The organism is Thiorhodospira sibirica ATCC 700588, from assembly GCF_000227725.2.
GTDB classification, from domain to species: domain Bacteria; phylum Pseudomonadota; class Gammaproteobacteria; order Ectothiorhodospirales; family Ectothiorhodospiraceae; genus Thiorhodospira; species Thiorhodospira sibirica.
Genome location: NZ_MU255056.1, coordinates 1,956,795 through 1,979,736 on the forward strand (window position 1 = coordinate 1,956,795; position 22,942 = coordinate 1,979,736).

Consider the following 22,942-nt stretch of genomic DNA (forward strand, 5'->3'; position numbering starts at 1 on the left):
CATATCGCATCAAGCTACCCCCGCCCCGCCAAAGGCAGGATGCGCACCTCGCCATGATGCAACAAGCGCAATTCAGCATGGGTTTCTTCCCAGCTCATCGTGCAGGTGCTTTGCGGATGAAGGGTCACAGCATCACTAAGCGTTTCCCCTTCCCACAGCTCAATCTCCACCGCCCGCTCGCCCAGGGACTGCACCTCCAGCGTCCCATGTTGGGCATCATTAAATCTGAGCAAGCGCACCCGTGCCCGTCCAACCCAGATAATATCTGGCAGCTGCGCAGACTGGGCAGCCGTATGCATAGGCACCGCAACCGGTTGCACCACCTCCAAATCTGACCAGAGATTGCGAATATTCGCAATAAGGTCTGACCACCACTCTTGCATATTCGCACCCCTCTGCAAAGCCAGCTGTGCCAGTTCACGCAAAGGCGCAGCGGCTTCCAGTAAAATCTCCTGATAGTCCCTGCGCGGGTCATCGACCCCACTCAGAGGCGTTCCAGTGACCACCGCTAAGCCGTGAGATGTTGAACGCACCACAACACGCCCTGGACATGAGGGCTGTGTGGCATCCGGCGGCGCGGTGAGAAAATCAGCCGCCAACGATCGCACCGCCTGCATCCGCGCTGGACTTAACTGCCCCATCACCCGCGATTTGGCATGAACGGGGACTACCACCGGGTTCCATAGCTGCACCATCCCCACCTCTGGATCAAAGGGCTGATCCTGCTCTTGAAGAATGAAGTCCCAATGAGTGGCATAGCTGACCTCTCCAGACGCCATCCACCCATGCCAGTAGTTATCCAGCAGTTCATGTGGCGCATCAAGCACTACATACAGCGGCGCTCCTAAAAAGCCCTCAAAATCAGCATTTTTTGGGATCTCCAGGTGCTCAATAGCAACAATTTGCCCCGCTGTGGGGACCGCATCAAAACGGGCCTTTGTCGCCGCACAACGACGGGCGATTAAATCCCTGATCGCGGATGGAATCAATGGATCCGTAGATGTTTGTATCTCCACCTCGGTTTGCTGATCTTCTTCAATATGTCCATAAACAGCCCAGTCCGGATGGGCCAGCACCTTTTCACGCAAAGCAGGGGATAGCTCATTATCATGCATCGCCTGAATGAGGCGGTCTGATAACCCAAGATGTTTACGTTCAATAACCGTTAATGGCGGATGCAATAAGTGACTCATGGGAACCTCCACAAAAAAAGTTGAATAATGCTTACATGGCAGCAATAGCCCTAAGGCTGTGCATGGATTAACGCATAGGGGCGCAGACCTCAACCCGGGGCGTCATCCTGCCGTTCTACCCAACTCAACGCTTCAGCACACAAGATTTTCAAAGCTTCGGCAATGGCCAATCGGTTTTCTGGAATCAGATCAATACCCAAGGAGCGCAGCCATTGACCCAGGAGGGTTTTCTCCGCAAACCCTTGATAGTTACCCGCATCACGCCAGTTAAAGCCCAGTTTTTCCGCCTTATACGCATAGGACTGAATTTTTTTACGTTTTGCCAGCTTGCCCAGCGGCTCCCGGTCATCGGCGTCCTGGCAGTAGTGATAGCCAATAAAGAGAATCACCCAATATTTATCGGGATGGCTATACTCCTTGATAATTTTTCGAAGCGATGCCGCAACAAATGCCTCCGAAAGCCCAAGCTCATTCAAAGCACTAAAATGACCTGAAACATCTTCGCCCGCACGCGCATTATCTTCCCATTGCTTATGCGCCTCCTTGTCAGTAACATTTATTTCTTCGTCTTCTTCTTCACCGGCGCTTTCAAAATGATCCGATATTTCCCTTCTATGGATTTTTTCATATTTTCGCGCAACATCTTCGAGGTATCTTTTATAGAATAATTTCAATGCACCAACATGGTCACAGCGTGTATTTTCACCTCCACCAAAAACTTTATCCATAAAAAAATCAGAAATATACTGATCTTTGCGTTGCGTATCGTCCAACCCGTCCAATCCCTCCAAACGTGCAAAGGGTCGGGTATAATTGCGTAGCAATTTTTCAATGAGTCGGTATAATTGCTCCAATTTTTCAGGATCACCTTCGCCGCGACTGTTCCAAAGATCACTTAACTCTTTATCAAATTCATTACTCATCTTAACATCCTTAAATCAATAACGATGGCGCAACCAATGGAATAATGCAATGCGTGCCTCTTGGGAAAGCATACCGATTTTCTTTCCTACGCTTAAATGCGGCACTGTTTCGTAACGCCAATAAACAAAGCTTTGCGTTTTCTGCTGCTTTTCCTTCCGCATTAAAATATGCTCTGGCTCTAGTTTGAAAAAATTCATGGGATCCCATGTTTTCGGGTTTCGGGTACACGGTAAAACAATGGCGTGTACCAAATCATCACGCATGATGGAAACTACTGGGCGAGAATCACTGGGTACCGGATAGCGATCTGATCCAAAAATCAGTGCGCGCTGGTCGCACCAAAAGATAAAGCCCTCCGCTTTACCCAAAACCATTTCAGACGGCGCCGCCGGTTGCTCGTTTTTAGCCACCGATCGCTTTTTTTTATAAGCACGAAACATGAATAGTCCCTCTGATTATTGTGTTGTATAAATAAACAAAAAAGGTGCTATTAAAAATTTAAAAATAGAAAAATAAAAAGCAACAAATGCAATCAAAATAAATGCCTTTTTTGTTAAAAATTTTTTTATTTTTTTTGTATATAATTGCACCCTCTCTTGAGTTTTCAAATATTGAAATTATTCTTTCTTTTGAGTATCCTATTTTTTCAATAGCTTTATAATAGTTATTCTTATTTTCTAAATCCTCATAGATTTTATTTGAAATAAATTTTTTGGGGCTGAACCTGCAGGTAAAAACAAAATTAAATAAACTTGATCGATATTTATTGATTGCATAAATACCATAAAAAACAGGAAAAAAATACACTATCAATAAAAAATAAAAAAGCACCTTACTTTTTATTAAAAAGGAAAATAAATATATAGCAAAAAACAAAACAAATGCTATAAAAAACACCCATAAAAACAAATAAAAAATTATTTTATTTGTTTTGCTTTCTGTTTCTTTTAAACCTTCTTGAACTTTTTCTTGTATTATATCGATTGCTTTTTTGTCTAAAATTGACTTTATCATATTTTTATTTTTAAGAAAAGTTTTTTGATTATGCAGCGATAAAACAAGCCGGGCGCGTGCCCGGCTCATAAACAGCGATTAAAAAAGGTGGAAAGGGCGCACAGTGTAAATACTTAGCCCTGACCGCCTTCTAGTTCACGCACGGCTGGCAGATACTCCTTTTGTTTGTTTTTGCTGGTATATTTTTTAAAAAACTCCCGAGCAAAAGCCGCCAGTTCGCGTTTTTCAGCATCCGGCCAGGCGTTAGCCTCACTAACGGCCTGATGCAATTCACGGCAATAATCGCCATTGCTTTGTGGCTGCTGGTTTTGCGGGAGCTCGCTTTGCTTCTTCAGTGTTTTAATCCGCAGCGCTTGCTCAGATAAACCCTGCTCCTCGGCCTGCTCTTGTTGTGCGACCTGTATCGCATCCTGTTCCTGCAGCACTTGATCCAATTCGCGCTGTTGGCGATCCGTGGGTGGTAAAAAGGCCCCATAACCGGCAGCGGTCTTGGCACCGGCGCCCAGCGTACTAAGCGCCTGATCCAGCGCATATTCCACCAAGGCGAGCACATCATGACTATCGTCTTGCTGGAGGCGCGGGGCAAAACTAAACTGCATCAATACATCACTCACCGCCAAAAAAGGCACCGGCACCGGGTCATGCCAATCCGCCGGCACACACTTAGCACCATGCGTTTGCACACTACCGCCTTTTTCATACCAATCGCCCATGTGTGGCGTCATGGTATCCACCACCAGCTTCACCGGTTGCACCGGCAGCGCATCAAAAAAGATAATCTCGCCGGTAGTAAAATCAACCGTGCTCAGATTCGGGTCTTTATCCTCGCTCCCAAACAGACGCAACAACGCCGCCTGCGGGTTTTGCAGATTCTGCTCAATCCAGGCCCGCACCATCCCCTTCACACTACTGCCGGGCAGATACGGCACCGCCAGCGTAGGATGAAACAACAAGGCATTCTCCACCGGATGCGGATGACCCAAACCGGTGACAAAATTCCAGGCCGCCCGGCGAAACAGCATCTTACCGTGACAGGCCTGGGTTAAGGCGCGCTGGCGTAGCAGGGCATATTCCAAACGATGTTTTTCACCACACTGCCCATCCTGGCCATTCATACTTTTCAGGCCTTTAAGAAACTGCACCTTCGCTTCTTCATGAACCACATACTGATCATCATAGGTATTGAAAAAACGCTCAAACCACAGTCCCGGATGGGCCTTTGATTGTGCCCGCCCACGACTGGCCTGCTCGCCCGATGGAATCGTATGTCCTTGATATAACGGCAACATATCGCCCTCCTTCAGGCCGCATCATCGGCACTGATCAGCGCCTCGGCAAATTTTTTCACCCAGATCATCAACGCCAAAGTCTCCGCCTGAGCGCGCCGATACATCATCTGATCATGCTGCGTGATCGCCTTGAGCAAGCGCGGCGCCTCGTTGGTTCCGGCATACACCTGACCTGAGCGGCACAGCCAATCCTCAACCATCTGGTAAATCATCCCATAGGCATGAAATTTTTCCCGTTTGGAATAATAAAACGCCATGGCCTGCCCAAAGCCATTGCTTTGAATCATCGCCGGCAGACGGCGGGCATAGCTTTTCAGCTCCTTGTGCTGATAATGCGAGTTTTCTGGCATCGCCAAAGCGTTTTCAATGGCGCGTAACGCAAACTCAGCCCGTTGTTGCTCAATCAGCTTAGACATACTCACCCCTCCGCATGAACGCGGGCCACCCGACACCAGCCCATCCCGGTCGTTTCATTGCCGCCGATCTGCACATAAGGCGTGGCAAACAGCTGCTCGGTGAGCGTATCCAACAAAACCTTTGCCTCCATGGGATGCTCTGGCTTGCGCGAAGGCTGCGCACTGAGCACGGTATATAGCATTGTCTCAGCGGGCAGATTCTCCTCATACCACAAAGCCCCCGCCGCCACCGTCTTGGTTGCGCTATTGATACGAATATGCGGCAACACCGGCAAGGCACTACGACACAAATGGCTAAAACTGTCATCATCGACTAACACCAACTGCTCTTTCAGCACCTCACGCTGCGTCTGGACATCAATCCCGGCAACCGGAGCATCAAAGCGCTGTAACACACTCACCCACGCATCCATCCCAGGCCATTCCTTGTACGCAAAGCGAAACTCCTCCAGATACAGATCATCAAGGGGACGATCAATAAAGCCTAACGCCGTACCTGCCTCCACCTTGGGCAAGGTCAGCGACACCCCCCCCAACTCCGCCCGCGCCAGATCCATCAACAAGCGGCGCAACAATGCCGGACAGGTCACCCACTTAAAATGCGTCGTCAAAGAACGCACGGGCAATAACAACAAGCGCGCATCACTGACCAGCAAGGCCCCGGCATGTTCGCTGGCGTTTTCCGTATCCGGCCCAAATGCCTGCACAATTAACGTATTGTCCAGGGGCAACAACTCCGCCCTTGCCCGCAATGCCCCCTTCATCGACGAACCATACACACACGGCCAACCGGTATGCGCCTCACGCTGAATCGGCAAATCAATCACCGCCTCTTTGCCACCTCCACCGGCATGCAACGGGGTTTCACACGTCAATCCTAAAACCTGATGAGCGATAAAAGTCATAGTGATAAAATCCTTAAACAGTCCTTAACAATAAACCCAAGGTAAGCGCATGGCCATGCTAGGCCATCCACCATCCCGCCAGCAAAAGCCCCGGCGCATGCAAACTATTCGCACTAAGCCGATAACCATGCAGCGCCTGAGCAGCGGCAGACATATCCTGCGCAGATGAGGTCGGCGTGACATAAAACACCGTCCCCGGCGCGGCAAAACTTCCCAGCGCCTTGGATTGACGCTGACGCATATCCCAGCCACCCCGGCGCAACGGACGATCCTGCACACAACTATGCAGATTCAGCGCAATACCGGCCACCTGCCCCGACCAATGGCTCACCAAACCGGCCGCATCCGTACACGCATGAAATCCCGGCAAACACCACGGCACGCCCTCTGTATCGGCGCTATCCACCGTGCGCAAATCCCCCGGCGTTGCCAACAACACCGCCAGTCCACGCACGGCACTCACAGGCGGACTCAGCTCGGGCACCGGTAACGCCGCCACTGGCTCAATCGTCACCGCCGCACACCGCCCCTCCCCGCCCAACCGCACACTGGTCTGCTTAGGCAACTGCGCCGCCAACGCCTCAGGCACCCCCTGCACATACACATCCACATAAAAGGTCTGCTTAGGGCGCAAATGCAAGGTCTGATACAACAACCCCTCCTTCACCGAGGCACGCCGCACATCCCGCGCAATCCCGATACGTGGCTCCGAGGCAATCAAATCCGCCAGCGTCACCACCTCCGCCTGTGTGGGCACCGCACCCGCCAGCCAACGCTGCAAGCCCGTTGCCGTGACCCAGGCCGGCGCCAGCGGCTTACACCCCGGCGGCGCCCCAGCAGGCAACTCCGGCAAAGCCACATAACCCAGATCACACAGCACCGGCGCACCCACCGTCAAACGCATCACCGCAAAACCGCTACCATCAGCATGGGCTTTTTTTAGCAAATCCGCCGGCGCGGGATACAACACCTCATCCCCCCGCGCTAACTGCACCGCCGCAATCTGCACGGCCCCAAGGCGCTCACCATCACCCAACAGCGCATAATGCTCCGCCTGCTCCTGGGCAAACGTATCCCACGATACCCCCAGGCAATCCCCCAAACAGGTACGAATCGCCCCATACAAGGTTCCAATGGGTGGCGGAAAATCTGAATACAGCTGCCCCACACCCACCGCATCATGCGAACGCGCCTCGCGAAAAAACCAGGTATCCACCATCTCCAAACGCCAGCGCAGCATCACGCCAAGCCTCCTTGCGCCAAAAAGCGCACCAGTTTCAAACCATCCCCATCAAAGCGCCCCGTACTCTTGATCTCAAGCGTTTGCCCCAAGGCATTTGTTCTACGCTGATGCGGCACCGCCAAAGACAACAGCGGGTCCAGCAAAGCCTGAATCTGCGCCTCGCGATTCTCGGTTTTCTCCAGGTTCAACCCTGAATGCACCAACTCCGCCTTCAGCAACGCCCGCAACAGCCTATCCTGAGCCAGCAAATCCTCCGGCAAGCGCTGCAACACCTCCGTAACCTTAAAAATAAACCGGTTAGTAAAGGCAGACTGCGCCTCCCGATCACGAAACAAACGCACCACCTCCGTCAACAAATCCCCGCTATTCCCGCGATGCTCCGGGGCCAACAGATGCGCCCACGGCTGACTCCATTGCACATGCACCCCACCAGGCTTTAACACCTCAATCGCCAGCGCATCGCGCCCTGTCTGATCCTTTGCCACCTCATCAAGCACCCGATGCGCCTCACCCAGCACAAAAGTCAAAGGATTTTTACTATGCGCAAAGATCAACGCACCCGACAAACTGGTCACCACCGGCGTTACCTGGCCTTGATTCTGCGCCTCAAAACACTTTCGGTAATCTTCACGCAACGCCACCGCCAACGCCACTGCCCGCTCCACCGTCACCAGCGCCAGCACATCATCGCCCCCGGCATACACCAAAAAGCCATCCATCTCCTTAACGCGTGCAGGAACGCCCTGGGTAAACGCATTCAACCCCTGAGAAATGCGCACCTGCTTGGTGACATCACTCATCTGCGAACCCAAGCTATCGCCATCCATGATCAACACCGCATAAAACGAACCCGGCGGCGCGGACAAATGCGCCGCCCTGCGCAAAACCTGCAAATGCCTTAACAACTGCGCAGCAGCCTCAGCCCGTTCCGGCGAAGCCCGCAGCTGCTCCAATTGCAAGGCCGACTCATGAAACACCGCGCCATCAATACCCGCATAACGCGAGGGCAAACCCTGACAGCCCACCACCGCCTCACGCACAGAACGCAGCGGCGTTGCCACCTCCGTTGTCCCACCAAAGCGCTCCGCCGCCGCCAAAAACACCTCCAGCGACGCCCGCACCTCCGGCGTTTTTTGCGCCTGCCTTAACACCTGGGCATACCACGGCGCCGCCGCCAGATACAACAACGAAGGCACCTGCGGAGCTAACGACCACCCACGCAAACGCACCCCATTATCCAACACCGTCTCAAACTTGGGAAAATGCCGCACAAAACGCCGCTTCACAAACCCCAACGCGCTCAAACACTCCTTATCACGCAAATCCAACTCACCGCCGTGCAAATGCCCCCGCAGCCGCTCCCAAAAACGCGCCAACACCTTCTGATCGGGATACAGCACACCCGAAAGCTCCTGAAACCCCTCCATCATCATGCACTTGATCCCCGGCTCATCCGGCAAGACATGACTGCGCCAATTCTTGCGCCGATCCAGCAGATTGCTCACCGTATCATCCGTCGTCAAACACCAACTGATCTCCCAATACGCCTGCAACTGGCGATACCAGATCTTCTGCGTAATCTCCCGCTGCTCCCGAGAATGCGCATCAAGCACCACCGCCAAATCCGCCTCCCACACCGTCTGACACAACGCCAGCCACGCCTGCTGCACCGCAGACACCACCTGCTGAGGATCAAAATCTGCCTGCACCCGCGCCCCAAACGCCTTAAAGCGATTAGGCACACTACCCTGCTCAGGCCACACCTTAGGCTCAAGCCCCTGCATCGCCTTTAAAAAATCCTCATCCGGAATCGGAAAATCAATCTCCCCCCGCTGCTGGCGCACACTCAACATCGCCACACTGGCCAGCCACGACAACAAAAACGACCCCGCCCAAAAATCCCGCGTACGCCGCGCCTGTGCCACAAAACCCTGTACCGGCCCCAGCGTCAAATGAAAATACTGCATCGTCTCACTCATCGCCCACCGCCTTGCCCGCCCTCAGCACGCACAGAACTACGCTCCGTAAACCGATCCAAAAAGCGATGCACCACCTTCCAATCCACCGCCGTATCTGGACACTCCAAACGCATCTCGCGCCCACGCCCTGGCTTAAACTTCAACTGCCCGGGTTTCCCCGCTCGGCCCGGCAAAAATGCCGCCGGCATAAACACCTGCACCCCCAGATAATCACCCTCACACAGCCGATGCACATGCATCAACAAAGCCGAAGCCCGCCGCTCACCCGCCGCCTCCTTATGCACACTAATATCCACCTTGGCTTTGCTGCCACTGAAAAAATAATTATGCGGCAAACCAAACACCACCCGCTGCGGCACCTTTTTAGGCAGCTCCCCTTGAGCCGCCCGCAACGCCTCGTGATGATCCAGCGCAAAATTTCGCTCAGCGTCTTTAGACCCAACTTTGCCGTTATTACCCCAGGCACGATACAACTGAAACTCCCCGCCAATCGCCTCCAATAAATCCAAAGGCTTTTTCCCCTGATTCGACACATCCAGACGCGTATGCGCCGAACAGGCGGTAAACGGCGGCATCTCCTTAATATTCAACGAATGCGAAAATAAGCGCTGCGCACACCGCAAATACTCCGCACGGGTTTTCGGGAGCACATGGCCAGACCCCTCAAGCGCGATCAAACTCACCGAACCAAGCCCGCGCCGCGCACGACTCCCCAGCCCACCAAACAACCCAAATGCCAGCAACGCATCCTCCAGCGAAGCCCATAACGCCTGATCCTGCCGCCGGTGCGGACGTAAACGCACCACAAACTGCCCGCCCTCCGGCAAATAATCGCGCAACAACCTATCCCGAAAATGCCACAAACCTTGACCAAGCAAATACTGCGTCCCAAGGCCGGGCTTCCAGGCATTTGCATCCCTACGGCCAACCACCTTCCCCTGATACTCCACCGTCAAACTAAACATCCCCTGTCCCCCTTGATCCCCCTTAACCGCCAAACCGAATAACACCGCCTCCTCATGATGCAACTGCCGCAAAGCCGCATCCACACGGCCCCCCGCAGCACTCAAGCAATGCCCCCAACGCAGCGCCCGCCACCAAAAACGCAACGCCCCCTTCAACGACGGTGGCCGCACATCCCGAGCAATCTGCTCACCATCGCCGATAAACATCGGCGTCACCACCTCAAAATGAGCCACAATCTCAGCAGAACCGCTCGCCTGCTGCAATTGCGCCATCCATTGAGCAACCTGAGTCATCAATTTCTCCTTACGACACATCAATCAATATGCCAAGCGATACCCGCCCAGCCCCATCGCTGCACCTTTACCCACATGCAGCCACTGTCCTAACCACAACCAAGGCCAAATCTCTTCCAAAGCCTCGCCCTGTAAAACACACTGGCCCGTCACCCCGCCCATCGGCACCGCCGTCTTCTGCGGACTCGAAAAACGTCGCCAGTCATGCCACTGCAAATCCTTACAGGCACAGTCTAAGGTTTTTGCCTGATTTGCCAAGTGACGATAATCAATGATATCTAAATCAGTGGCCGACGGATCCAACCCATGATACGCCGCCAACTGCGAAATGCGCCGCAACAGCGTCGAAAAAAACGGCGCAAACGCAAAATCCTTCACCCCCAAATACTGCATCGCCACCCGCAAGCGTACCGGCGTCAACAAGGTCAACACCACCTGCTCAGGCACCGCACCAGGCTGCACCAGCGCCCCCTCAAACAACGCCCAGCGCCCTTGAGCATCATACACCGACAACCACTCCCCACTCCCCGCAAAGCGCGCCTGACCAACCTCCTGCAAGCGCAACCGCACCCGCTCAGGACCCAAGCCACCCTCCCCACAACGCTGCAAAGAATGCAAAACATGCTGCGCGTAACGCATCCCGCGCCCAACCATCACCACATCCAGCGCCACCAACTCCCCCGCCGTCACCGCCCACGCATGACGCGGCGCCAACACAAAAGGATGTGGCGCAGCCGTCATCCCTTCCAGCAACCCATCCGCCACCCCCGGCACAGGGCGCGTTTCAAACACATACCCATACGCACAGGTATTCACCACCGGACACCCCCGGCACGTCTGCGCCCCCGTCACACAACTCATCCGCCGCAAACGGTTTCCCAACGCCCCGCGCCACACAAACCCCGGAAAATCCCGCCAAGTTCCTGAAGTCTCCGCCTCAAAAAACAACCTGAAAACCTGCAAAGGTAACGCCTGCATCCCGCCTCCACGAAAAAAAGCCGAACACCCGCCCGGCATAAAAAAACACCCCACTTTGACCCAAACAGGAGCAAAAAAATAGTTCTTGATTTTTTCTTCATTGTTTATCAGAATTTTCGCTTGTAGATAGGTTATCTACAAGCGCGAAGGTTTCGCGTTCTATGGTCGGGGTCGAAGTCGAATCGCAAAGTTGTTCTCTGTTCAGGATGAACGCCGAGGCCACTTTTATGGCGCAAGCTGGGTTTCGACGGCTGAAACCGCCCATGTTGCCGGTGTTGACCGGCCATTCGGTTGGGACTGCTCAACCCGGACTCCAGTTGCTCGCCCGCAAGGGTGTTATCAACGGAGAGCGAATTACCGAAAAACCATCCTGAGCAACTTTGCTTAGGTTTTTAGGAACAGCACATCATGTTCACATGGCTAACAAGAATACTGCAAAAATTCGGTTTTAAGCGCATCCAAAAACCTGCCCTGCCGCCCGAACAACCCGCCCCCACCCCTCAAACCAGCCTCCCGGCGGCAAAACCCACGCCCCCCACCCCCACAGAAACCGCCACGACCACCCCCCCGGCTGACACCCCCGCAGCAGCAAGCCCTCACGCCGAACCCACCGCAGAGCAAAAAACCGCAACGCAAGCCCTAACCGCAGAAGCCATCATCCCCCCAGCCGCCCAAACCGAACCCACCGCGGCAGAAATCGTCACCGAAATCATCATCCCCCCGCCCCCCAAACGCCCCCTAAACAACGTCCTTAAAGACATCGAATACTATGCCTCATGGAGCGGCCCAGACGGCAAGCAAAAGCTGCAAGAAGTCCTCGCCGAATGCGCCAGCGATCACCCCGGCCATGACAACATCATAGCCGCCCGCATCCAGCGCGGCGAACAAGCACGCCAACTGATCGACCCCTTCTACAAAATCGGCAACACCCACGGCAAAGACAGCACCCAAGCCAAACAAGCCCTCGCCCAGCTTAGAAAAAAACGCCCAGACATCGTCTGGCGCGCCAACAAACAACTCGAAAAAGGCAACCACGCAAAAAACCGCTACCAAGAAGCCCGCAGCCGACAACAACAAGGCCAAACCATCAGCCGCGTCAAACCGCGCACCCAAACCCCGGCCACCCCCCAAACACCCACCCCCGCCCCCAAACGGCAACACTTCGCCGCCATCCCGCAAACCACCCTCCACCCCCAAGACATACGCGGACTCAAACCAAGCCCACACTGGACCCTCCTCATCGACGAAACCGGCACACGCTTTGACCCCGACGCCCAAAACATGCGCGCCGACAACCCCAAACTCGGGCGCATCGTCGGCCTGCTCATGCCCCAACGCCACGGCCTCAACCAACTGCCTCGCGGCTGGCACGCCGTAGATCAAAACATCGCAGAAATTGACCGCGTCATCCAAGCCATCCTCGACGCCCCCGTCGGCGTACTCGGCATCACCGTACAACAACTCCCACAAGCCCTGGTAGAACGCTGGGCCTTCGCCGTACTGCGACTCATAGACCTCGTACTGCGCCTACTCCCGATAGACGGCCCCACACAACTCACCGTAGAAATTGAACAACGCAACGAATTTGCCCAAGGCATGGAATGGAAAGCCCTCGCCTACGACGCCCTCCTGCGCCTGGCACAAACCTACCCACAACGCGCCCGCCAAATTCAATGCCAAATCAGAATCATTGGCAAACGCGACTCAAGCTTCAACGGCTACGTCGACGCCCTCGCCTTCATCTGGTCAGCCAGCGCCCCCCACAGCCGCGAATGCCTCAAAAACACACAATTTATCGGCAACTGCTTCCTCACCGGCGACGCCCAAACCATCACCCGCACCTGGGAATGGCTCGATCGCGGCATCGCCCTTGAAGGCGACGACTGGGCCATACTCCTCACACAACAACAAAACGACCAACCCGGCAGCCTCATCACAACCATCCTCGAACGCCTCGGCCAAACCTGCCAAACCCAAGCCCCCCTCTGGGAACGCTACCTCGAACACACCCTCAACCACCTCGACAGCAAAGCCATCGACCTGCGCGCCCTCGGCCAACAAGTCCAATGGCTCGAACACTTCGCCCCCGCCCAACAAAAACTCCCCCCCCTGGCCCGCTACATCTGGCTCATCGCCAAACTAGCCCACAGCAACCACCTCGGCCAAGTCGAACAAACCTGGCGCACAGAACTACACACCTACGGCCAAAAACTCATGGAAGAAAACGCCCCACTGGTCTGCCGCGCCGAACTCAACCTCGCCGTCAACCTCACCAACCGCTACGAATTCACCCAAGCCCGTGAAACCATACAACCCTGGAGCACCCTACCCATCGCCATACCCGGCCTGCGCTACTTCGCCCAAATACACTCCACACTCGGACAACATGCCGCATTCACCGGCGACACAACCCAAGCCCTGGCCCACTTTGACCAAGCCCTCAACCTATTTGCCAAACTCTCCAACCCACACCAGGCCCACCTGGAAATGCGCCAGACACAAACCTACCGCGCCATCGCCCTCATGGACGCCCCCCACACCGACCCCCAACACCTCGCCAACGCCATCACCACCGTCACCGGGCCACTCCCCGACGCCGCCAGCACCCTCGCCACCTCAAACAACGACCGCGACAAATACACACACCACCTCCTCGTGCGCTACCTCGCCCTACACCCCAACGCCAGCGGCAAAACCCAATACCTACAACAACGCGACCACTGGGCCCAAGGACAAGGACACCCCTGGCCACTCATCCAACTATACCGCGCCATCCTGCTCCACCCACACGACCCCGCCGCCGCCCTGGAACACGCACTCGAAGGCGTAAACCTCGCCCAACAAAGCGACCAAGGCCCCGTCGTACAACTCATCGGCGCCTGCATCCGCGTCATCGCCCACCACCTCGGCAACCCCTGGCCCCCAGAACACGCCCACACCACACAAAACCAACTCACCCAACAAATACCCGCAGCACAAACACACATCAACAAACTGACACACTACATACAAAACCCAGACACACTCAAAAACCCCAAACCCATGCTCGAAGACATCATCCCCTTCAACTTCCACTAACCGCCCCCGTGGCGACACCTTCCAGCCGTGGCGGCATCTTCCAGATGCCGCTTAAAAACTCCCCTCCTTATCAAGGAGGGGTGCCCCGTCAGGGGCGGGGTGGTTATGAGTGGCGGGGTTAAAGAATGCAAAAAAGAATAGAAAACACCCCCAAAATCCCATACACTCCCCCCCACAACCATCCCCAAAAACACCAAAAACCGCCTAAAACCCCCAAAAACACCCCAAAACGGCCACCCAGCGCGCTCACCCCCCCAAAACCCCACCCAACATCACGACAAAAAAAAATACACAATACACCCCCACCCACAAACCCCATAAAAAACAACCCAAACAAAACCAAAACCATACCCTATCAACCCCAACACCATACACCCAACCACCGCCGCCCAAACACCCCAAACCCTACCCACCACACCCAAAACTATGCTATAAAATACACCACAACAATACCCCATAAAAAACCCAAACCAAACAACCCACTAAAAAAACCAACCCACTATGCCAAGACCCGGAATCACCTACGAAAGCGTCGCCCAAGCCGCCCAAGAACTCCTCGACCTCGGCGAACGCCCCACCATCAAAAACGTCCGCGCCCGCCTGCACACCGGCTCCCCCAACACCATCCACCGCCACCTCAAACGCTGGAAAGCCACCAACCCCAACGCCAAACTCCACCCCACCAAACTCTCCCTCGAATTCACCGCCGCCCTCTTTGCCGAACTCCAACGCTACGCCAGAGCCGTCAACACCAAAATAACCCAACAACTTGAACAAGCAGAAACCGAAAATAACGAACTAAAACAACAACTTCAAGAACAAAAAAATCAACACGAACACCACCAGACCCAACAAAACCAACAAAACACCCGACACCAGCGCCAAACCCTCAAACACACCCTGGAAATCAAAGAAAACCGAAAAGAAATCAAACGCCTGCAAAACCTCCTTGAAAAAGAAAAACACCTTACGATAAAACACAGCCTCCAACGTGAAAATCAACAACGCGAATACCACAAAGCCCAACAAACCATCGAAAAACTAAAAAAAGAAAATCAAACACTTAAAGCACAACTCGCCATCCAGCGCAAAGCCAAAACACAGCCCACAGACCCCATGGACTAACCCAAAAACCGCACCTTCAAAAAAATACCTAACGGCAAAATAAAAAAAATGCCCCAAAGACTTGACCACAAAATACACCCTGTGATACCGTAAACCACGGTCAAACGAAAAGGCAGCCCGAAGGTGAAAAAAACGGTCAAAAATGGCGCTACAGCAGGCTTACACAGCCCTCTAACGCCCCCACAACCCAGTGGGTTTGACCGATGCCCTGATTTAAAAGGGATTAAGACCTCTTTAAGGAGGTTCAAAGCTAAGGTGAGGTCGGTTTGACCGATGCCCTGATTTAAAAGGGATTAAGACAAAATTCCAGAGCAATTCTGGTGAAACTCTGAAGCGTTTGACCGATGCCCTGATTTAAAAGGGATTAAGACACATCTGCCCCACAGTGGCAGATGTTTTCCGTCACTGTTTGACCGATGCCCTGATTTAAAAGGGATTAAGACTTCTCCCCAGAAGCCGACACGAAATACATGTCGGCGTTTGACCGATGCCCTGATTTAAAAGGGATTAAGACCCTTGGACTGCGGCTTTCTCGCAATAATAGCTGTTTGACCGATGCCCTGATTTAAAAGGGATTAAGACTATACACGGCACGGCCAATTGCGGATCTACCGGAATGTTTGACCGATGCCCTGATTTAAAAGGGATTAAGACGTCGTCCATGTTAAGACATGGACATATATTTTGTTTGACCGATGCCCTGATTTAAAAGGGATTAAGACGTTCCTCTTGGTCTTCGTGGTCCTCGCCTTTACGGTTTGACCGATGCCCTGATTTAAAAGGGATTAAGACGATTGGAATTCGCCTTGAAAAATAGGGTAAAATGTTTGACCGATGCCCTGATTTAAAAGGGATTAAGACTTCGTGGTCCTCGCCTTTACGGCGGCGAGGAAAGAGTTTGACCGATGCCCTGATTTAAAAGGGATTAAGACCATAACCACCTCCATTGAGGTTAGCTCGACATCAGTTTGACCGATGCCCTGATTTAAAAGGGATTAAGACTAAAAAATACTTTATCTAAATTCTTCTTCCTTGATTGTTTGACCGATGCCCTGATTTAAAAGGGATTAAGACTAAATACTCTACGTCTTTCTCCAGAAGGCTTTGGTTTGACCGATGCCCTGATTTAAAAGGGATTAAGACTGCAGCTTTTGCCGCATAGAACTCGGCCAAGTCGTTTGACCGATGCCCTGATTTAAAAGGGATTAAGACCCTCGGAGAGCGCGAAGAGCCGCCCCTCAACCTCAGTTTGACCGATGCCCTGATTTAAAAGGGATTAAGACTTTAACAAACTGCGCATTATTTCCAGTTTTTGATGTTTGACCGATGCCCTGATTTAAAAGGGATTAAGACACAACCAATACCACAACTAACCAAATCAAAATACTGTTTGACCGATGCCCTGATTTAAAAGGGATTAAGACCGATATTTGTTTTTACATCCCCTACGGGCAATCCGTTTGACCGATGCCCTGATTTAAAAGGGATTAAGACGATAGTCTTCCTTTGGGAGGGTGTCTGGCACTTTGTTTGACCGATGCCCTGATTTAAAAGGGATTAAGACACCTAATCCTAACACGACATCCATGTCGTGTGCTGTTTGACCGATGCCCTGATTTAAAAGGGATTAAGACTCAAGAATCTTATGCCAAACTCTTTTAGTCATGATGTTTGACCGATGCCCTGATTTAAAAGGGATTAAGACGAACATTGCCGCAAAAATTGGCGGCAATTTCAGTTTGACCGATGCCCTGATTTAAAAGGGATTAAGACGAAGTTCCCCGATGTAATCGAGGAACTGTTGGGTTTGACCGATGCCCTGATTTAAAAGGGATTAAGACAAAGCGATCGTGAAAAACGTAGCCATGATGCACGTTTGACCGATGCCCTGATTTAAAAGGGATTAAGACTGCGGCTTTTGCCGCATAGAACTCGGCGACATCGGTTTGACCGATGCCCTGATTTAAAAGGGATTAAGACCGACCAACTCGCGCTCAACACTGTAAAGCGGGGGTTTGACCGATGCCCTGATTTAAAAGGGATTAAGACAGTCGTCCTCTCCCGGGAGTGCGCCGCATCCGGCGTTTGACCGATGCCCTGATTTAAAAGGGATTAAGACTATGGGAAGTCATAGTCCTCCAAGTAAGCCCAAGAGTTTGACCGATGCCCTGATTTAAAAGGGATTAAGACCTTGCACGGCCACTCCCAATGAACCCCCCATGTCGTTTGACCGATGCCCTGATTTAAAAGGGATTAAGACAGATCATGATAATTCTCCAAAAATCCCCTTAAGGGTTTGACCGATGCCCTGATTTAAAAGGGATTAAGACGGGCCGAAGACGTGTCTGTACCGTGGTTCTACTGTTTGACCGATGCCCTGATTTAAAAGGGATTAAGACCCCTTACAGGGTATTGATACAGGCAAACCATTGTTTGACCGATGCCCTGATTTAAAAGGGATTAAGACACAAACCCTACAACGAAACAGATTGCAAAAAAGTTTGACCGATGCCCTGATTTAAAAGGGATTAAGACGGGTGAAGACAATGCAGAAAAGAACAAAAATAGGTTTGACCGATGCCCTGATTTAAAAGGGATTAAGACTCTTCGGGGATGTATGCGAAAAATTGTTTTTTTGGTTTGACCGATGCCCTGATTTAAAAGGGATTAAGACTTCGTTGCGGATCGTTTCCTTGTGACCGGTAGCCGGAGGTTTGACCGATGCCCTGATTTAAAAGGGATTAAGACCCAAGCCTCTGACGAGAACTATCTTTGGTAAGGTGATGTTTGACCGATGCCCTGATTTAAAAGGGATTAAGACTTGATTCTTGTTCTTGAGCTCCTCCAGGAGCTGTTTGACCGATGCCCTGATTTAAAAGGGATTAAGACTGTAAAAGTCACGTTCATAATTTTTAATCAGTCGTTTGACCGATGCCCTGATTTAAAAGGGATTAAGACTTCGGGGACGTATGCGAAAAATTTTTGTTTAAGTTTGACCGATGCCCTGATTTAAAAGGGATTAAGACCGCAAAAAACTGTTTTTTGAAACTAACAGTGGCCGTTTGACCGATGCCCTGATTTAAAAGGGATTAAGACACCATCTCTTTGTAATCAATGGGATTGTTTGTGTTTGACCGATGCCCTGATTTAAAAGGGATTAAGACTTCCCAGATCGACACCGTTGTCAATGGCATCGTTTGACCGATGCCCTGATTTAAAAGGGATTAAGACATATTCCCCTGAAGCCGACACGAAATACATGGTTTGACCGATGCCCTGATTTAAAAGGGATTAAGACAAACCGTATTTACGACGTTTATTGAAAACCGAAGATGTTTGACCGATGCCCTGATTTAAAAGGGATTAAGACGCTGAGCTCTTCACGGGTAAGACTAAGTTTCTCGGTTTGACCGATGCCCTGATTTAAAAGGGATTAAGACTCTCGTTTTCCATAACCACCTCCATTGAGGTTGTTTGACCGATGCCCTGATTTAAAAGGGATTAAGACTCGTCAATGGGTACCATTGCGGTACCCTTAGATGTTTGACCGATGCCCTGATTTAAAAGGGATTAAGACTTATCCTTGAGCTCATTTAAGAGCTCAAGGGCCCGTTTGACCGATGCCCTGATTTAAAAGGGATTAAGACAGATCCTGAAGGATCTCAAAAGCTACTTCAAAATGTTTGACCGATGCCCTGATTTAAAAGGGATTAAGACCAAAGGTGGCACGCTGAAGTACCGATTAGTTGTTTGACCGATGCCCTGATTTAAAAGGGATTAAGACATTTTGATCCGACGCACCACATCCTTCTGCTCGTCGTTTGACCGATGCCCTGATTTAAAAGGGATTAAGACTACTACCACCAACCAAATCAGCATGCTCATATCGTTTGACCGATGCCCTGATTTAAAAGGGATTAAGACGTCAATCGAAATGATCGCTAGACCACTACCTTAGTTTGACCGATGCCCTGATTTAAAAGGGATTAAGACGCCACCAGAGTGCCGATGAAGCCCACCCAGAATGCGTTTGACCGATGCCCTGATTTAAAAGGGATTAAGACTTCTTGCTTTTGGAACAGAAATTCCCTCTGAATAGGTTTGACCGATGCCCTGATTTAAAAGGGATTAAGACCGTCGTCGCCCGGGACACTGCAACATCCAGGGCGTTTGACCGATGCCCTGATTTAAAAGGGATTAAGACGTCTATGCGCCGCACTAAGTCCTTGACTTCGTCGTTTGACCGATGCCCTGATTTAAAAGGGATTAAGACTGATGCGCAGCATCGTTCAATGTATACATGGGTTTGACCGATGCCCTGATTTAAAAGGGATTAAGACTCCCCACCAGCCAACGGATTGCTCCGCTGGCACGGTTTGACCGATGCCCTGATTTAAAAGGGATTAAGACATGTACTCAGCACCTCCCAGCCAATTCCATTGGGGTTTGACCGATGCCCTGATTTAAAAGGGATTAAGACAGTCATGTCATTCTCCAATTATCGTCTGATATGGTTTGACCGATGCCCTGATTTAAAAGGGATTAAGACAGTCATGTCATTCTCCAATTATCGTCTGATATGGTTTGACCGATGCCCTGATTTAAAAGGGATTAAGACAAAGAAGTTATTAAAACTTTATCTTTGCCTAGGGGTTTGACCGATGCCCTGATTTAAAAGGGATTAAGACGCAGACCGTTACTTAAGTAAGTAACGGTCCTCAGCTGTTTGACCGATGCCCTGATTTAAAAGGGATTAAGACTTTGTGTGGCACCACACTGGTGCCTTTTTTTACCGTTTGACCGATGCCCTGATTTAAAAGGGATTAAGACATGGTTTCTACCAGTTTACGGGTCGCCCAAAAAGTTTGACCGATGCCCTGATTTAAAAGGGATTAAGACGCCGAGGACCGTTACTTACCGAGTAACTGGTCTTGTTTGACCGATGCCCTGATTTAAAAGGGATTAAGACAATGGGGACTGAGAAGGATATACCCTCTCAGTCCGTTTGACCGATGCCCTGATTTAAAAGGGATTAAGACAAAACTTTTTGCCTTGGACCTCCTTCAGGAGTTGTTTGACCGATGCCCTGATTTAAAAGGGATTAAGACTTCTTTCAGGGCGCTCAGGGTATTGGAGATGCACCGTTTGACCGATGCCCTGATTTAAAAGGGATTAAGACTTCTTTCAGGGCGCTCAGGGTATTGGAGATGCACCGTTTGACCGATGCCCTGATTTAAAAGGGATTAAGACCAGAAGGAACAAGACTGGTAGCGAAAAAAACGGTTTGACCGATGCCCTGATTTAAAAGGGATTAAGACCTTGCATCACGGAGGCGCCATCCGTGGCCAGCATTGTTTGACCGATGCCCTGATTTAAAAGGGATTAAGACCCCCAGAAGCCGACACGAAATACATGTCGGCTTCGTTTGACCGATGCCCTGATTTAAAAGGGATTAAGACAAGACCATCAATGTGGTCTTCAAGGAGTTGAATCGTTTGACCGATGCCCTGATTTAAAAGGGATTAAGACCCCCTCATCGGGGATGTATGGGAAGAACCGGTTGTTTGACCGATGCCCTGATTTAAAAGGGATTAAGACGTGTGAATACGGCCATATTCACACCCCATTCGGTTTGACCGATGCCCTGATTTAAAAGGGATTAAGACTGTGCTCTTCGGTTAACTTTTTCCCTTTGAGGTTTGACCGATGCCCTGATTTAAAAGGGATTAAGACATAGATAGTATGAAGATTAAATCCTTTTATTTTGTTTGACCGATGCCCTGATTTAAAAGGGATTAAGACTGCTCTTCCGTCAACGTTTTGCTCTTGAGCTGTTTGACCGATGCCCTGATTTAAAAGGGATTAAGACATCTCCTAGGGAGGCTGCTATTTCAGCCTCCCTCGTTTGACCGATGCCCTGATTTAAAAGGGATTAAGACCGCTGGCTCGCCAGCGAGATAGCCAATCCCTGGCGTTTGACCGATGCCCTGATTTAAAAGGGATTAAGACAGCCTCTGCAGAGAACTATTTGTGGTAAGGTGAGTTTGACCGATGCCCTGATTTAAAAGGGATTGAGACGACAGAAGCGGACACTAAGCTTTGAGCTTAGGTTTGACCGATGCCCTGATTTAAAAGGGATTGAGATTTAAGAAAAAAGCCGAGTCATGATGACTCGGCTTTTTTATTTTTAGATTAAGTAAGTTTTCCAAACAACCACCCCATCCCTTCTTAAAAAAGGCTGGATGCCGCCCTCCCGGCCTATGCTAAACTGCCCACCCAGAACACGCCCAAACGCCCAGACACCTCATGAGCAACCACCACGACAGCGGCTACAAAGAACTGTTCAGCTACCCCGAGCTGGTCCGCCAGCTCATCGAAGGCTTTGCGCCCCAAGAAATCGCCGCCATGATGGACTTTACTACCCTCACCGACCACAGCGGCAACTACATCACGCCGTTGTTCAATGAAAAATTCGAAGACAAAGTCTGGTCTGTGCAACTCCACGGGGAAGAAAACACACAACAGGTCTTTGTCTACCTGCTGTTAGAATTTCAATCCACGGTAGACTACCGCCTGCCGATCCGGCTGCTGCACTACGTCGCCTGCTTTTACGACCACCTGCTCAAAACCAAAGCCACCACCGTCAAAAAAGGCATGCCGCCGATCTTCCCGGTAGTGCTGTACAACTGGGAGCGCGTAGCACCAGCTACGCACCGAGGCCGCAGGCCTCGCGGGGGTTTATGCGCAGCTGGTGCTACGCGTTCCCAGGAGCCTGCGCGCCCACCCGCAAAAAGCGCGCTTAGACGAAGTCATTACCCGCTGGCTTAAACGCCACCTCAGACAGTTAGGTAAAGAAACCCAAACCGCGTTAGAACACATCAACCGTTTAACGGAGGATCATGCAATGCTGGCAGAAAATCTACAGACCTGGGCGGAGAAAGAGCGTCAGAAAGGATGGCAGGAGGGGCGGCAGGAGGGTGAGGAATTCGGCTTGCAGCGGGGCGAGGAGATTGGCTTGCAGAAGGGGCAACATCTTAAAGCCATCAACACAGCCCGCAACCTGCTCAAGCTAGGGGTACTCACGAACGAACAGATTGCCCAGAGTACGGGCTTGTCGGTGGCTGAGGTTGAGAAGCTGCGCCTGGAACAGCCGCATTAGGGGGCCTGGGAGCGCGTAGCACCAGCTACGCATATCTTTTAAACCCCACGAGGCCTGCGGCCTCGGTGCGTAGCTGGTGCTACGCGCTCCCAGGGGTGCTACGCGCTCCCAGGGGCGGCACCTGGAAGGTGCCGCCACGGGTTGGGGAAAGCGGCACCTGGAAGGTGCCGCCACGGGGTGCCGCTACGGGGTTGCTATTGCAGCAGGGAGAGGATGGCTTGTGGGCTGGCGTTGGCCTGGGAGAGGGTGGAGATGCCGGCTTGTTGCAGGATTTGGGCGCGGGTGAGGGCGGCGGTTTCTGCGGCGAAGTCGGTGTCTAAGATCCGCGAGCGGGCGGCGGAGAGGTTGACGTTGTAGGTGCCGAGGTTGTCGACGGCGCT

Annotated in this window: 16 protein-coding genes and 1 CRISPR repeat array; of the genes, 4 read left to right on the top strand and 12 right to left on the bottom strand. The window is 51.8% G+C overall.

The features are described 5' to 3' along the window. Positions 1–14 precede the first annotated feature (14 nt). The 11 genes from THISIDRAFT_RS09215 to cas6 all read right to left on the bottom strand — a co-directional run bounded on the left by THISIDRAFT_RS09215 (position 15) and on the right by cas6 (position 11,104). Positions 15–1,193 (bottom strand): hypothetical protein, encoded by a 1,179-nt coding sequence (locus tag THISIDRAFT_RS09215; RefSeq protein WP_006786743.1) that lies wholly within the window; start codon positions 1,191–1,193, stop codon positions 15–17. A gap of 89 nt (positions 1,194–1,282) precedes the next feature. Continuing rightward, a complete protein-coding gene (locus THISIDRAFT_RS09220) occupies positions 1,283–2,116 on the bottom strand; it encodes a hypothetical protein (RefSeq protein WP_006786744.1) in 834 nt (277 codons plus the stop codon). 15 nt (positions 2,117–2,131) lie between these two features. Further along, positions 2,132–2,557 carry a hypothetical protein gene (locus tag THISIDRAFT_RS09225; RefSeq protein WP_006786745.1) on the bottom strand — a complete coding sequence of 142 codons (426 nt, stop codon included), beginning with the start codon at positions 2,555–2,557 and terminating at the stop codon, positions 2,132–2,134. A 58-nt stretch (positions 2,558–2,615) separates the two neighbouring features. Next, the gene (locus tag THISIDRAFT_RS09230) at positions 2,616–3,200 is read right to left on the bottom strand and encodes a hypothetical protein (protein WP_006786746.1); all 585 of its coding nucleotides are present in this window, start codon (positions 3,198–3,200) and stop codon (positions 2,616–2,618) included. Positions 3,201–3,244: 44 nt separating this feature from the next. Next, positions 3,245–4,420 carry a type III-B CRISPR module RAMP protein Cmr6 gene (cmr6, locus tag THISIDRAFT_RS09235; RefSeq protein WP_006786747.1) on the bottom strand — a complete coding sequence of 392 codons (1,176 nt, stop codon included), beginning with the start codon at positions 4,418–4,420 and terminating at the stop codon, positions 3,245–3,247. Positions 4,421–4,431: 11 nt separating this feature from the next. Further along, complete coding sequence (cmr5, locus tag THISIDRAFT_RS09240; protein WP_006786748.1) at positions 4,432–4,836, bottom strand: type III-B CRISPR module-associated protein Cmr5; 405 nt, start codon at positions 4,834–4,836, stop codon at positions 4,432–4,434. Between the two features lie 2 nt (positions 4,837–4,838). Then, positions 4,839–5,741: a type III-B CRISPR module RAMP protein Cmr4 gene (gene cmr4, locus THISIDRAFT_RS09245; protein ID WP_006786749.1), complete on the bottom strand. Its 903-nt coding sequence runs from the start codon at positions 5,739–5,741 to the stop codon at positions 4,839–4,841. A 58-nt stretch (positions 5,742–5,799) separates the two neighbouring features. Next, positions 5,800–6,981 carry a type III-B CRISPR module-associated Cmr3 family protein gene (locus tag THISIDRAFT_RS09250; RefSeq protein ID WP_006786750.1) on the bottom strand — a complete coding sequence of 394 codons (1,182 nt, stop codon included), beginning with the start codon at positions 6,979–6,981 and terminating at the stop codon, positions 5,800–5,802. After that, positions 6,981–8,963, bottom strand: a complete 1,983-nt coding sequence (locus THISIDRAFT_RS09255; protein WP_006786751.1) for a Cas10/Cmr2 second palm domain-containing protein — start codon at positions 8,961–8,963, stop codon at positions 6,981–6,983. The genes THISIDRAFT_RS09250 and THISIDRAFT_RS09255 overlap by 1 nt, the downstream gene beginning before the upstream one ends. Next, positions 8,960–10,222, bottom strand: coding sequence for an RAMP superfamily CRISPR-associated protein (locus THISIDRAFT_RS09260; protein ID WP_006786752.1), 1,263 nt, complete (start codon positions 10,220–10,222; stop codon positions 8,960–8,962). Before THISIDRAFT_RS09260 ends, THISIDRAFT_RS09255 begins: the two co-directional genes overlap by 4 nt. A gap of 24 nt (positions 10,223–10,246) precedes the next feature. Further along, the gene (gene cas6 / locus THISIDRAFT_RS09265; protein WP_139063975.1) at positions 10,247–11,104 is read right to left on the bottom strand and encodes a CRISPR system precrRNA processing endoribonuclease RAMP protein Cas6; all 858 of its coding nucleotides are present in this window, start codon (positions 11,102–11,104) and stop codon (positions 10,247–10,249) included. A gap of 504 nt (positions 11,105–11,608) precedes the next feature. On the opposite strand from cas6, the gene THISIDRAFT_RS09270 reads away from it, so the two are divergent. From THISIDRAFT_RS09270 to THISIDRAFT_RS14815, 4 genes are all read left to right on the top strand, one after another. Beyond that, on the top strand, positions 11,609–14,278 hold the full coding sequence (locus tag THISIDRAFT_RS09270) for a tetratricopeptide repeat protein (RefSeq protein ID WP_006786755.1): 2,670 nt from the start codon (positions 11,609–11,611) through the stop codon (positions 14,276–14,278). Between the two features lie 501 nt (positions 14,279–14,779). After that, positions 14,780–15,403, top strand: coding sequence for a DNA-binding protein (locus THISIDRAFT_RS09275; RefSeq protein WP_006786756.1), 624 nt, complete (start codon positions 14,780–14,782; stop codon positions 15,401–15,403). A gap of 194 nt (positions 15,404–15,597) precedes the next feature. Then, a CRISPR array of direct repeats spans positions 15,598–21,548; the repeat unit is 36 nt; unit sequence GTTTGACCGATGCCCTGATTTAAAAGGGATTAAGAC. A 161-nt stretch (positions 21,549–21,709) separates the two neighbouring features. Beyond that, positions 21,710–22,231 carry an Rpn family recombination-promoting nuclease/putative transposase gene (locus THISIDRAFT_RS14810; protein WP_006786757.1) on the top strand — a complete coding sequence of 174 codons (522 nt, stop codon included), beginning with the start codon at positions 21,710–21,712 and terminating at the stop codon, positions 22,229–22,231. A 76-nt stretch (positions 22,232–22,307) separates the two neighbouring features. After that, the gene (locus THISIDRAFT_RS14815; protein WP_006786758.1) at positions 22,308–22,562 is read left to right on the top strand and encodes an RpnC/YadD family protein; all 255 of its coding nucleotides are present in this window, start codon (positions 22,308–22,310) and stop codon (positions 22,560–22,562) included. A gap of 194 nt (positions 22,563–22,756) precedes the next feature. Here the strand turns inward: THISIDRAFT_RS14815 and THISIDRAFT_RS09285 are convergent. Then, positions 22,757–22,942: flagellin (locus THISIDRAFT_RS09285; RefSeq protein WP_006786759.1), on the bottom strand; the 186-nt coding region annotated here is incomplete at its 5' end.